This window comes from Bacillus sp. SIMBA_074 (assembly GCF_046534555.1).
Lineage (GTDB): Bacteria > Bacillota > Bacilli > Bacillales > Bacillaceae_G > Bacillus_A > Bacillus_A mycoides.
Genome location: NZ_JAWRYM010000001.1, coordinates 340,048 through 356,151 on the forward strand (window position 1 = coordinate 340,048; position 16,104 = coordinate 356,151).

At 37.2% G+C, this 16,104-nt stretch carries 2 protein-coding genes; one reads left to right on the forward strand and one right to left on the reverse strand.

The window, feature by feature from the left end; genetic code table 11:
* Window positions 1-25 precede the first annotated feature (25 nt).
* Window positions 26-886: a GNAT family N-acetyltransferase gene (locus SB773_RS01770; RefSeq protein ID WP_410588295.1), complete on the reverse strand. Its 861-nt coding sequence runs from the start codon at window positions 884-886 to the stop codon at window positions 26-28.
* 122 nt (window positions 887-1,008) lie between these two features.
* Here SB773_RS01770 and SB773_RS01775 point away from each other — a divergent pair, with 122 nt between their 5' ends.
* Window positions 1,009-16,041 carry a DUF7507 domain-containing protein gene (locus SB773_RS01775; protein WP_410588297.1) on the forward strand — a complete coding sequence of 5,011 codons (15,033 nt, stop codon included), beginning with the start codon at window positions 1,009-1,011 and terminating at the stop codon, window positions 16,039-16,041.
* Window positions 16,042-16,104 lie beyond the last annotated feature (63 nt).

A 16,104-nucleotide genomic window follows, 5' to 3' on the forward strand; every position in this document is an offset into this window, starting at 1 on the left:
ATCCTTCATTCAGAAGGATTCTTTTTTATCCAAAAATTTGTGCCGCAATACTATATAGCTCATTATTCCTTTTTAATAATTTATCGCTATTTTTCATCATAATTGGTGGTGTATTAACCTTTTTAGAACCGATAATCTCTAATTCTTTCATGAAATCTTTCTTTCCTTCTGGTACATCCATTCTTAATTTCCCATTATGCCCTTTTGCTAAATAATGTACCATTCTCATTGCCATCGCATCATTTTTAGCAACAATTGGTCCTATTATTTTATTTTCTGGCGTTTGTATACTTATACCGTATCCTAATACATTCTGTTGTGCATCCTTTGTAACAATACATTGTTCACTTTGTATAATTCGATACTTTAAAAACTCTTCTCTATTTGTTCCAAATGCATCTTTATCTATTTGTATTATATCTTCTAAATCACGTTCTTCATAATTCACAATATACTCTTCATTTCCTACACAATGGTAATTCGCATTGTACGAGTTACATATGTATTTAGAAACATAACTAACAGCCCTGAATCCTAGTTTTTCATATAAAATTTTCCCCTCATCCGTGGCAATAAGCATAATTGGGGTTTGAGTTGATACGCTTTTAACACATGAATCCGTTATTATCTTTCCAATCCCTCTTCCTTTATAATCTGGATGTACAATTACCATTCCAATTGAAGCTAATGTCTCCCCGTATAGTATAATTGCAGCGCTTGCAATAAGTTTTTTTCTCTCATTCCATACGCCGTATACAATACCTGAGTTAAAAATCGTTTCAACTTCTTCTCTGTTATAATCCCATCCAATATATGAAGATAATGTAACAATATCCTCTGTATCTTCTTTCCTCAGACGCTCCACTCTCATTTTCAATTCAATCATTCCCCATCCTCTTCTTTAGACGTTTGAACCATTCTGCATGAATCAACTTGTACATGTTTCCCTTTACCAGTCACACACATATCCTATTTTGACCAAGACTATATTGTAAATGAGGTGACAACATGCCCATTACGAATCGATTTTCTACCACCACTAACGGCGCACTCGCTATTACAGGAAACACACTAGGTTTAAGTAAAATTAGCAATCTAAATCGTGCTGGTACAATCGGGGCAATTGGTGCATTCGTAACTACGAATACTGCTTTACAAGTAACTACTTTTCCTGCAGGTACAACGTTAAACTATACACAAAATAGTTCTACCGCTCTTTTAAATATCCCTGCTGGTAGCGCTATTCTTTATGCAGAACTCGTTTGGGGTGGAAACTATTTATCTCGTGATCAAAACATTACGAGTGTATTAGGAAACCCCGTTTCTTTTACAACACCTGTGTCAACATACTCGATTACCCCTTCAGCTGTTACAGCTTCAAATCAAACATTCGTTTCTGGATCTGTCACATTTGGATTTTATACACGATCAGCGGATGTAACGTCACTCGTTCAAGCTGCTGGATCTGGATCTTATACAACAGGTTCTGTTCCTGGACTTGTAGATCCTTTAGACGCTTCTAATGGAGCCATTAATTCTGCAGGATGGACGCTTATTGTCGCTTATCAAAACGGTTCCTTACCCGCAAGAAATTTAACAATTTACGTAGCTGGTAACCGTGTTTCTGTAGAAACCGGTAGTGCAGATGTATCTGTCTCAGGGTTTTTAACACCTGCCGGGGGACCTGTAAGCGGGAGATTATTTTTAAGTTCTACTGAAGGGGATGCTGATTTAACTGGGGATCAAGCTTTATTTGGACCAAATTTCAGTTCATTAAATGCATTATCTGGGCCAAATAATGCTGTTAATAATTTCTTCGGTTCTCAAATTAATAATGCTGCAGGGAACTTAGATACAACTGGTACATTTGGAACGCGAAACCAGAGTGCCTCTACAAGTACAAATATCTCCGCTGGAAGACAAGGATGGGACATTACTTCCATTGATATTTCTCCTTATTTAACAAATTCCCAAGTATCTGCCGCAATTCGTTTAACTACTAACGGGGATGCATATATGTTAAATACAGTCGGTTTACAAATCAATATAAACTCACCTAATATACAAGCAACTAAAAGCGTGAATAAAAGTGTCGCTACAATTGGAGATATTCTAACCTATACAGTTACTGTTCCTAACACCGGACTTCTTCCTGCAAATAACGTTACTTTTACAGATGTTCTCCCTAACGGTACTTCCTTTATACCTGGAAGCGTAACAATAGATAACGTACCACAAACAAACGCAAATCCGGTCGCCGGTATATCTCTGGGGACAATTAATAATGGCTCTTCTCGTACAGTAGCTTTCCAAGCGACTGTCGTTTCTCTTCCAAGTCAAAATCCTATCTCTAACACTGCTAATATTACATTTCAATATACACCGATTGCCGGAGGAACGACTTTTAACGGTCTTGCAACAAGTAACTCTGCAGGAACACAAATTAACCTCGCAGATATTAATGGTACAAAATCAGTTAACAAACTTTTTACCGATATTGGTGAAACATTAACTTACAGTATTGCCTTAGCTAATATAGGAAATATCGCTGCAACTAATGTTATATATACAGATCCGATTCCTAGCGGGACTACTTTCATTCCAGGGAGTGTAACTGTTAACGGAGTTACTCAAGCTGGAGCAAATCCCGCTAATGGTATATCAATTGGATCTATTGCTGCAAATTCTACTACTACTATTTCCTTTCAAGTATTCGTTCCTTCTATCCCACAAACAAATCCAATATTAAATAGTGGTACAACAACATATCAATACATTCCTGTACCAAACCAGCCGGCAGTAAGCGGGACTGACACGACGAATATTGTCTCCACGCAAGTGAATAATGCTACTGTAACAATGACGAAAGCAGTAGATAAAAACTATGCAGATATTGGCGATACACTGACTTACACTGTTGCCTTTACAGGTACAGGTAATACGAATGCGAACAATGTTATTTTTACAGATGTCATTCCTACAGGAACAACTTTTGTCCTAAACAGTTTAACAATAGATGGCTCGACACAAGTTGGCGCTAATCCCGCTAATGGTGTGAACATAGGATCCATCCCAACTGGCACAACCAAAAGTGTTTCATTTCAAGTAGTAGTAAACACAATACCCGTGTCAAATGCCGTATCTAACGGATCAAGCGCTTCTTATCAGTACACCGTTAACCCTAGCCAATCACCCATTATGAAAAACATTTCTTCTAACGTCGTTACTACTCAAATTAACAATGCGAATTTAACATTAACAAAGTCTACAAATAAACAATTTGCCACAATTGGCGAAACGATAAGTTATACAATCCTTATTACAAACAGTGGAAATACGGCCGCCAATAACGTTCAACTAACAGATCCACTTCCAAATGGAACGATATTAACATTAGGTTCTGTAACGCTCAACGGAGTTTTGCAAAATGTAGATTCTCTCGTTGCTTTACCTATCGGCACAATTTCTGGCGGAGCTACTTTCACTTTATCCTTCCAAGTAACAGTCATCAATATTACTGCACAAAACCCTATCATTAATAACGCTTTCGCCTCTTATATTTACACTGTAAATCCAAGCCTGCCACCAACTTCAAAAACTGCAAATTCTAATTCTGTTACATCAACAATTAGACTAGCAAATCTTCATGCTAATAAATCTGTAAGTCAAACGTTTGCGGAAGTTGGAGATGTATTAACTTACACCTTTGCTCTTACAAACGATGGAAACGTTGCTGCGAACAATGTATTACTATCTGATTCTATTGCGAATGGTACTGCCTTTGTACCAAACAGTGTTATGATTAACGGTGTTACTCAGCCGGGCGTTACACCAACTAGCATCAATATTGGTAGTATCAATGCTAGCACAACAATTACAGCTTCATTCCAAGTATTAATAACTAGCATTCCAAATCCTAACCCTATTTCAAATAGCGCTTCCATTTCCTATAACTTTATTGTTGATCCAAACGCTTCACCTGTAAGTACAAATACAACTTCTACTACTACATTTACTCAAGTAAATGACGCAAATGTCATTTCGACAAAAACAGTGGATCGAGCGTTCGCTACCGTTGGGGATATATTAACTTATACTGTTAGCTTAACGAATGCAGGAAGTGTTTCTGCTGATAGTCCAACTTTCGTAGATACAAATCCAGATGGCACTACCTTTATCCCAAACACTTTCCTTATTAATGGTGTGCTCCAAAATAACGCAGATCCAAATATCGGTGTTCCGCTACCCTCCATTCCTGCTAACGGCTCACTTACCGTCTCTTATCAAGTAACTGTTATCTCTTTACCAGCACAAAACCCAACAATCAATTCGTCTAGTACACAGTATAGCTTTATTTTAAATCCGGGCGATCCACCAACTATAGAAACATCTTTAAGTAACACTGTAAGTACACAAATTAACTTAGCAAATGTAGTTATTGTCAAGCAGGTAGATTTAACTATCGCCGATGTCGGGCAACCAATCACATATACAATTGCCTTAGCTAACCTGGGAAATACTCCAGCAAATAATGTAGTCGTTACCGACATACTGCCTCCTGGCACTACTCTCATACCGAATAGTATTTTTATAGGTGGTGCTTTACAGCTAGGCGCAGATCCAAGTACCGGTCTTCAAGTTGGTACAATTCCAGCAGGTGGAATTACAACAATTGTCTTCCAAATTAGTGCAAATGGAATACCTTCACCAAATCCAGTTCAAAACAGCGCTGCACTTCAATATAGCTTTATCGCTGATCCAAGTTTACCTGCTGTTGTTAGAAACGCTACTAGCAATATAGTAACTACACAAATTAATACTGCTAATATTGTTGCTACGAAGCTAACGAGCACAAACTTCGCTGATGTTGGTGATGTCATATTATATGCAACCATTTTAACAAATAACGGTAATATCCCTGCTTCTAATGTAACGTTTACAGATATCATTCCAGCGGGTACCCTGTTCATTCCTAATACTGTAACGATTAACAATGTCCCTATAGCCAATGCAAATCCTGCTAACGGCATTTTTATCGGTACGATAGGAGCGAATTCATCACGAACCATTGCATTCCAGGTTTTTGTACCAACTATTCCTAGTGCAAATCCGATTACGAATCAATCAGGCACAACATTCCAGTACACGTACGATCCATCCAAACCAGTTGTACTTCAAATGGTGGCTTCTAACACAGTACAAACAACAATTAATAACGCTTCGATTACCGCTGCAAAATCTGCAGATAAACAGTTTGCTAACGTAAATGATATTATTACGTACACGACTACTTTAACGAATAATGGAAACACACTTGCATCAAATGTAATATTTACAGATGTAATTCCCAACGGAACATCGTTTATTCCTAATAGTGTAACAGTAAATGGTACTACACTCCCTAATGTAAATCCAGCAAATGGCGTAGCAATTGATCCAATAAACCCCAATACAAATACAACAATCTCATTTCAAGTAATAGTAAATTCCATCCCTAGTCCAAATCCAATCCCGAACCAAAGTAATACAACGTACCAATATGTCGTAAATCCTAACTTACCTCTAGCATCCGCCAATGCGTTAAGTAACGTAATAACAACTCAAATTAATAACGCTACGATCGTCGCTACTAAATCAGTGAATACACCGACAGCTGCAATTGGAGATATCGTTACCTATACGATTGCAGTTACAAACACAGGTAATATCCCTGCTAGTGCAAATGTTTTAACGGATGGGCTTGGCGCAGGAGCTTCATTTATCCAAAACTCCGTAACTATCAATAATGTTCCACAACCAGGATTAGATCCATCACTTGGTGTTCACTTAACAGATATTCCGCCAGGAGATACTGTATTCATTACTTTTCAAGCACAAATTTTAGCGATACCACCTAGTGGCACATTAACAAATAATGCCCTTGTAAATTATGAATATACAGTGAACCCAAACCAATCACCTGCTGTTGGTAGTACAATTACAAACACAACGGTTACTCCAATTATTGATGCTACTCTATCTATAAATAAAACTGTCAATTCAACATTCGCTACTATTGGAGATACACTTACTTTCACTTCTATCATTACTAATTCCGGTAATACTACCGCAAACAATGTTATTTTTACAGATTTAATTCCAGATGGTACAACGTTTATTCCAAATAGTTTTACAGTAAATGGAACAACCATTCCTAATGCAAATCCACAAAATGGTATCAATATCGGTAACATAAATTCAAATGCATCAGTTATACTCAGCTTTCAAGTAAACATTACAACGATCCCAAATCCGAATCCAATTCCTAACAAATCATCGCTTCAATATAGTTTTATTGTAGATATTAATGAACCACCTGTTTCACGAACAGTTAAATCCAATAAAACTTTTACACAAGTAAATACTGCTTCCGTTATCGCAACAAAAACTGCGAGCAGTGCATTTGCTGCTGTTGGCGATACAATTACGTATACAACTACTCTCACTAATAACGGAAATACAACTGCAAACACACCTGTTTTTATTGATATATTACCACCTGAACTTTCATTCGTTCCTGATAGCGTACAAATTAATACCACACCACAACTCGGATTTAGGCCAGATAACGGGATTCCTTTAGACCCAATTCCAGTTGGAGGAACGACAACAATTAGTTTTCAAGCGATCGTTGGCTCAATACCAGCTACAAATCCTACGTTGAATCAATCCAGTACGACATATTCTATCATTGTGGATCCTACCCAGCCGCCAGTGACAGAAACAGCTACAAGTAATCCAACTTTAGTGCAAATTAACGAAGCAATTATTCAAGCAACAAAAAGTGTCGATCGACTATTTTCTGACATCGCACCCGGAAATTCATTTTTAACTTATACAGTTTTATTGGAAAATATAGGAAACACAACTGCTACTAATATCACTTTTACAGATCCGATTCCAAATAATACAGTATTTATAGAAGATAGCGTTCGAGTAGGTGGGGTTTTATTACCTGGAGTAAATCCGGCGAATGGGATACCAATTGGGGATATTATTGCAGGAGATTTTATAAACGTCACCTTCCGTGTGCAAGTAGTTAGCATCCCAAATCCAATTTTCACAATCGGACCTGGAGGACCAAACTCACCTGTTGTAAACGGAGCTTCTATCAATTATCAATTTATGACAGGACCTAATTTACCACTTGTTTCACGAAGTACAACATCTAATCCGGTTTCAACACAAATAAATTCCGGAGAAATTTTGGCAGTTAAATCTGTAGATAAAACTTTTGCAAAGATCGGGGATACACTTTCCTATACAATTTCATTAAGCAACCCTGGAAATGTCACTTCACAAAATATAATTTTCACGGATATTTTGCCTGATGGAACGACATTTATATCTGGTACTCTTGTAAATGATTCTGGTGCTCAGCAAATTGGAAATCCTGGGAACGGAATACAGATTGGAAATATAAACCCAAGCGGAATGGCCGTTATTACTATTAACGCACTTGTTACAAACATTCCAAGTATAAATCCAATCTCTAATTCTAGTTCTGTACAATTTCAGCATATTGTCGATCCAAGTCAACCAGTTATAACTCAAACCGCTTCATCTAATACCGTTACTACGACAATAAATAGCGCAATATTAGCTACCTCAAAAAGTGCTGATAAATCCATTATTTCTGTCGGTGATACAATTACGTATACAACTACTATTACAAATATAGGAAATACACCAGCAACGAATATTACTTTCACAAGCGCTATTCCAGCCAACACTACATTTATACCAAATTCGGTCATAATCAATGGTATGCAGCAACTTGGTGCACGGCCAGCACTTGGAGTCAATATACCCAATATCGCTCCTGGCGCAACAGTAACCGTTACTTTCCAAGTAACTGTTATTTCTGTTCCCCCTTCAAGTTCAATTATGGATAACGATACAATTTTATACTCTTATACCGTTGATCCAAGAGCAGCTCCTGTTACTACTTCTACTTCAACGAACATCGTTACAAACCCTGTACTAGATGCTATGATAACGATGATTAAATCAGTTGATCAAACACTTGTAACACTAGGTGATACTATTACCTATACGACACTTTTAACGAATAGTGGGAATACAAATGCTACGAATATTACGTTCACTGACCTTATTCCAGACGGTACAACGTTCGTTTCGGATAGTGTCACAATAAATGGCATCACACAACTTGGTCTTAATCCTAATACAGGTATTACAATTGGATCAATTGCTCCTAACAGCTCAATAGCAATAGCATTTCAAGTTACCGCTACTTCCACCCCTGTTCAAAATCCCATTGCCAACTCCGCTACTGCTTCTTACACATTTATCGCTGATCCAAATGCACCAATTGTTTCAAGAAATGTTACTTCAAACACAACGTTTACTACAATTAATACAGCTACCATTCTTTCATCAAAGCAAGTTGATAAAGCATTTAGCCATATCGGAGACACACTCACTTATACTGTCACTTTAACAAACAATGGAAATTCCTCCGCACAAAATGTTATATTCACAGATACCGTGCCGAGCGGAACTACTTTTATTGCAAACTCATTTTCTATTAACGGGGTTTCTCAAAGTGGTGCGGACCCATCGAACGGTGTAAATATTGGGCCTATAACAGCTGGGTCTACAGTAACTGTTTCATTCCAAGTAAACGTGGCGTCATTACCAACCGAAAACCCAATTGTAAATTTCTCATCAACATCGTATCAATTAGTCTCACCGCCTGATGCAGAAACTTCAATTAGTAATCCTGTTTCAACACAAATTAGAGAAGCTATATTATCTATGACGAAAAATGAAAGTCTATCCTTTGCAGATGTCGGGCAAACTGCTTTTTACACTACTTCTATTGCCAATGTAGGCAATACGGATGCAACTAATATTGTATTCACAGATGTATTACCAAGTGGACTCACATTTGTTCCTAACACATTAACTGTCGATGGCATTTTACAACCTAATGCGGATCCAAATACAGGTGTATTACTTGCAGCACTTCCACCAAATGAAATATATAGTATCGTCTTTCAAGTTACAGTGAACAGCATTCCACCTATTAATCCAGCACCGAATACAGCATCAACGACATATGAGTTTACTGTTGATCCAGGTAATCCGCCGGTATCGAATACAGCTAGCTCCAACACTACACTTCTTAAAATAAACAACGCAAATATTATTAGCACAAAAACAGCAAATCTTACTTTTGCGGATGTTGATAATACAATAACATTTACACTTAACCTTCCTAATACCGGGAATGTGGCTGCTACTGATGTTACCGTTATCGATATACTTGATAGCAATTTAAGTTTCGTTCAAAACAGTTTCACAGTTAATGGGCAAACCATTCCAAACGCTGATTTATCTACTGGTGTAAATATCGGTTCAATTAATGGTGGAAACACATCAATCGTCACATTCCAAGCCATCGTTTCAACCCTCCCAATCAACAATCCTATTTCTAATTCGGCTCTTACCACTTACCGTTATATTGTTGATCCAGATCAGCCGTTCATTTCAACCTCTAATCAATCTAATACAACGACAACACAAGTTAATAGCGCTATCCTTACTGCACAAAAAAATTCAAATGTGGAAACAGTAGATATTGGGCAAGATATTGTCTACTCAGTTACGATTACAAATAGCGGAAATGTTAGTGCGACGAGTGTTATTTTTACCGACCTAATTCCAGACGGAACTTCCTTTGAACCGAATAGTTTTACACTTAACGGAACTACCATCCCAAATGCAGACCTAATTACAGGCGTTCCAATTGGTGATATCGCGCCAAACCAGTCTGTCATCGTAACATTTCATATTAGTGCCGATGAAATCCCGCCTATAAATCCAATTACCAATCAAGCTAGCGTTAGCTTCCAGCATATCGTTAATCCGGCTAATCCACCTGTTTCAAAAAATATTACTTCTAATAGCGTTACAACAAAAATTGAAAGTGCAATTTTAAACACTATTAAAATAGGAGATAAAGCTTTTGCAACGATCGGTGATACGATTACGTATACAACCACTATTACGAATACAGGAAATATCTCTGCTAACAACGTTGTTTTCTCAGACCCTATACCGACATGGACACAATTTGTTGCAGGATCAGTCATTGTTGATGGCACTTCATTACCATCCGCTTCTATCATTGACGGTGTTGGCATAAATACAATAACTCCAAATCAAATCGTAACAATTATGTTCCAAGTGCAAATCGTAAGCAATCCAACAACTTTCACACCTGAACTCCAAAACTTAGGATTTGTTAACTTCCAATATAACGTAGGCAATTCATTACAAGCTCAGCCTGGCAATGCGGAAACGAACGTCTTCGTTACTTCTATTAATTCAGCAATACTTTCAGCTGTAAAAACTACTAATACAGCCTTTGCAAATATCGGAGACACAATCACTTATACAGTTTTGATTCAAAATAGTGGAAATACAAACGCTACGAATGTAAATTTCTCAGATCTTATTCCAGCTGGAACGACCTTTGTTGAAAATAGTTTTGCTGTAAATGGAAGTATCATTCCAGGGGCAAATCCAAATAACGGAGTTAATATCGGAACCGTTAGCGCGGGTAGTACCTTAACTGTTACTTTTCAAGTCATAGTTACATCTACTCCACCTTCAAACCCAATTAAAAACGTTGCATCTATTCAATTCACATTCATTGTTGACCCGACAGCTCCTCCTGTTACAAGCACAATAAATTCTAATGGCGCTTCAACACAAATTAATAACGCTACCGTTACTACTGTTTTAGAAGCAAATCGATCAATCGTATCCATCGGAGATATAATTACGTATACAGCAACATTAACAAATACCGGAAACTTCCCTGCAAATTCTGTATTGCTCATAAACGGAGTTCCTGTAGGTGCAGTATTCGTTCCAAATAGCGTTACGTTAAATGGAATTTCGCTTCCAAATACAAGTCCAACTCTCGGTATTCCAGTTGGTATTATCGCACCAGGTGATTCTGCTACTATTACGTTCCAATTTCTTGCAAGTTCTATTCCACCGCAAGGAGCGATTATAAATCAAGCAATTACAAGTTACACGTATATTGTCGATCCAAGTCAACCTCCAGTTACAGCAACATCCTCATCTAATACGGTTAATACAGCTGTCGTTGATGCATCGTTATCCGCAATTAAAAATACAGATTCTCTCGTACAATCTACTGACGGTACAATCACTTATACAGTAGTCGTTCAAAATAACGGCAATACAACTGCAAATACAGTTAATTTAACAGATTTGGCCCCAGAAGGAACTGCATTTATTCCGAATAGCGTGACCATTAATGGCGTTTCAGTTCCAGGTGCCGATCCAAACGTAGGAATACCATTAAACTCCGTTGCGCCGTCAGAAATTGTCACCGTCACATTCCAAGTTATCGTTCAATCCATTCCAAGCGTGAATCCAATTTCTAATATAGCCCGTATTGACTATACTTTTATCGCCGATCCAACCTCCCCTATCATCTCTCGAACAATTACGTCTAATCCAGCTTTCACACAAATTTCGGATGCGAATGTTCTTTCTTTAAAAGCAGTTAATGCACAACAAGCAACAACAGGTGATATTTTGACTTATACGATAAAGCTAGAAAATACCGGAAATATTCCAGCTACTAATCTCATATTTTCAGATACGCTTCCAGAAGGGACTACATTCTTAGAAAATAGTTTTACACTTAATGGAACAGCTATACTTGGTGCAAATCCAAATGTAGGGGTTGCTTTGCCTAACCTAGTAGCAAACGCTACTCACCTTATTTCGTTCCAAATTCTTATTAACGATTCATTCTCGCAAGAATCGATTACAAATCAATCTAATACAACATATACAATTCAACTAGACCCAGGACAACCGCCTATTACTGAAACATCTACAAGTAATATTGTCATTACAAATTTCGTGCAAGCACAATTGACAGTTACAAAAACGTCCAATCCAATAACTGTGGATATTGGCGGAACTATACTTTATATTTCTGAAGTGAAAAATATCGGCAATGTTGACGCAATAAATATTATTTTTACAGATTCTATTCCAGCTGGGACTACATTCGTTTCCGATAGTGTCACAATTAACGGTGTCCTGCAGCCAGGTGTAAATCCAGAAAACGGAATACCACTTGGAACAATTCCAGCAAACAGTTCCAAAACGATACTATTTCAAGTGCAAACAAACAATCCACCTACTGAAACCGAAATTGTAAATCAATCTTCTGCAAATTACCAATATGTAAGTATTCCTACAGCTCCACCGGTGAATCGCTCTGCAAATTCTAACATTGTTACAACATCACTTCAAAATGCAAATATTATTTCTGTTAAAAGCGCGGATGTAACTTTCGTATCAATTGGGAAAATTATTACCTACACAAATACACTACAAAATATAGGAACCATTCCAGCTAACAATACCGTGTTTATTGATAACATTCCAGAAGGTACTATATTCATTGAAGATAGCTTATCAATAAATAATGTGATTCAGCCTGGCACGAATCCTGAAAACGGAGTAACTCTCAGCACGATACAACCAAATGAAACAGTCACTATTTCATTCCAAGTACAACTTACAAATATACCGTCCGGCAATACAGTCATTAATATTTCAGACACTTCGTACGAATACCAAATTGACCCTAGCTCTCCGATTATTCAGCGTAGATCGTTATCAAATGCAGTAAACACGGAAGTGCGGACGGCAAATGTTAGTGCAATTAAATCCGCCAATAGATCCATTACACGTATCGGTCAAATCATCACATATACAGTCGCCGTTACAAACGCTGGTACAGTACCTATTACAAATACTCTCCTAATTGACGCAATTGCTGCTGGCACCACATTCGTTCCAAATAGCATCCTTGTAGATGGCATACCAAGACCTAACGAAAATCCAATTACCGGTATCAATCTTGGTATTATCCTTCCAAATAATACGATTATTGTTACGTTCCAAGTAAATGTAGTCTCTATACCTGCACAAAATACTATTAATAATATCGCTGTTATACACTATGAATATCAACCGGAACAAAGCGCACCACCAATTTCAGAAACGACCTCTTCCAATACTACAAATATACAATTTATTGATGCTATTCTTATCGCTACAAAATCCGCTAATAAAGTATTAGCTAATATTGATGACACCATTGAATATACAGTATTCATTCAAAATAACGGATCTACTACAACTAACTCCATCTTTTTTACAGATACTATAGAAGATGGAACAGTATTTATTCCGGGAAGTGTAACAGTTAACAACACTGTACTTCCTGCAGCAGATCCGAATATCGGCTTTTTCATTCCTAATATTGCGTCAGGGCAAGCGACTACAATAACGTTCCAAGTTTCCGTTACGAATTTACCAACTTTAAATCCAACGCCTAATACTGCAAACATCGTCTACGACTTTATTTTCAATCCTGACTTTGCACCAATTCAAAAATCTACTACTTCCAATACTACTTTCGTCCAAATTAATGATGCCGATATCGTTTCACTGAAAACTGTTAATTCGACTTCTGTAACGATTGGCGACATTTTAACTTATACAACAACTTTAACGAATATAGGAAATACAGATGCTACTGCTGTTGTATTTACAGACAACATACCTGATGGAACAACCTTTATAGACGGTAGCGTTTTAGTAAATAATATTCCTCAGCTTAACGCGAATCCAAGTACTGGTATACTTGTAGGAACGATTGCACCTAACGTTTCTATCCCAGTCACGTTTTCCGTTACTGTGTTAGCTCTTCCAGCTAGCGGTCGTATTCAAAATCAATCCACTTCTCGTTATACAATTAATGGTGAAGAACAAATATCGACTAGTAATATTACCTTCACTGAAGTTATTTCTGCTAATGTAATTGCAACAAAAACAACGCCTATCCAATATGCTGACCTACAAACTATCATCCCTTACACAATTTCCATCACAAACAATGGGAATATACAAGTAGAAAACATTATCGTTACTGATATCATCCCAGCAAATACGAGCTTTATAGAGAACAGTGTTATTGTGAATGGCACCGCTCGTCCAAATGACAATCCACTTAGCGGTATACAAATTGATAACATTCCGCCTAATACGACAGCAACTATTCTATTCCAAGTCCGGGTTACTTCCATTCCGCAAACAAATCCAATCTCTAACACGAGTACAATTGAATATGAATACACGGTACCAGATAGGCCACCTATTACCGAAACTATTATTTCATCAGCTGCCGTAACAGAAATTCATCACGTGAATTTAAATAGCAATAAAACTGTTGACCTTGCATTTGCAACGGTCGGTGATACGTTAACGTATACGATTACACTAAATCAAACTGGTAATGTTTCAGCAGATGATGTAGTCATTCAAGATATTATTCCTCAAGGTACTACGTTTATAGAAAATAGTGTCATTGTAAACGGAGAAACTGTTCCGGGAGTTAATCCAGTAAGCGGCATACCAATTGGTACTATAATTGTAGGTGGAGATGCCATCGCTTCATTCCAAGTAACTGTAACTTCTATTCCAACACCAAATGAACTCAACAACAAAGCAATTACTACCTTTAACTATATAGTCAACCCGAATAACTTACCTGTTACAAATACGACTACAACAAATACTGTCACAACAACTGTCCAAAATGATAATGTTGTTGCCATAAAATCTGTTAATGCCACGAATGCATTACCTAGTCAAACTTTAACGTATACAATTACAATTACTAATAGCGGTAATGTAACGATTGAAGACCTTCTTGCCATAGACACCGTACCAGTAGATACAATTTTCATTACTGGCAGTGTTACGATTAACGGGATCAATCAGCCTAATGCGAATCCTGAAAATGGTATTCCATTAGGAAACCTTGCTCCTAATGAATCTGTTGTCATTACGTTCCAATTAACAATATCTTCTTCGACTCTTCAAACTGCTATCAATAACGACGCTTCTGTTTCCTATACTGTTACCATTGATCCGAATGAACCACCTATTACAATTACAAAGCAAACAAATACCGTTACAACAACGATCGTTGATCCAATGGTGCGCATTGAGAAAAACGCTGACAAATCTTCTGTCGTTATAGGAGATATTATTACATTCACATTAGAGGTATTTAATCATTCCCCAATTCCTACAGTAAGTACTTCCGTTTTAGATATGATTCCAGCTGGTACAACATTTATAGAAAACAGTGTAACAATTAACGGTACTCCGGTTCCAAATATTCGACCAGACACTGGTATTAACATTGGTTCCTTATCGGCAGATGGAGTAGCAACTATAACATTTAAAGTTCTCGTAACTTCTATCCCTTCAAACAGTACAATTATCAATTCCGCAACAGTTACAGCTGCTTTCCAATTGACACCACAGGATCCGATTATTACTTTCATCGTTAATTCGAATATTGTTCGTATACCAGTTCAATTTATAACGGCAGCAGTGATAAAAAATGCTTCCGTCAGCTCTGCTTATTTAAACCAATATTTTGATTATACAGTGCGTATTACGAATACTTCCGAGATTTCACTTTCAAATATTTCATTACAAGACACCATTCCAGCAGGTTTACAATTTATGAACGGTACGGTCTTCATTAATGGGGAACGCTCTCCACTAGCGAATCCGAATATCGGTTTCCTAGTCGCTACTAATTTGGAACCGAACGAAACAATTATCGTGTTATTCACAGTACAAGTGATAAGTCCACCTATTAATAATGAATTTAAAAACAAGGCAAACGTTTCTTTACAACTTCAAGTCTCTCCTACCGATCCACCAATCACAGTAACCATTACAAGTAACGAAAACATCGTCACCTTTATTCCAGAAAATCCAGATGAAACACTTCCAAATTTAAATTGTTTCTTTGACGGTGAACGTTTCATACGCATTACTCCTCGAAATATACGAAATTACTTTTGGACTTGGATTTGGTGGCAGTAAACGAAAATAATAAAAAGCTTGTAGTTTGATTTCATTCAAACTACAAGCTTTTTTCATTTAAAA

Excerpts from the sequence above, each read along its gene's own strand:
- SB773_RS01770 (WP_410588295.1), bottom strand. The coding sequence starts at position 886 with ATGATTGAATTGAAAATGAGAGTGGAGCGTCTGAGGAAAGAAGATACA.
- SB773_RS01775 (WP_410588297.1), top strand. The coding sequence starts at position 1,009 with ATGCCCATTACGAATCGATTTTCTACCACCACTAACGGCGCACTCGCT.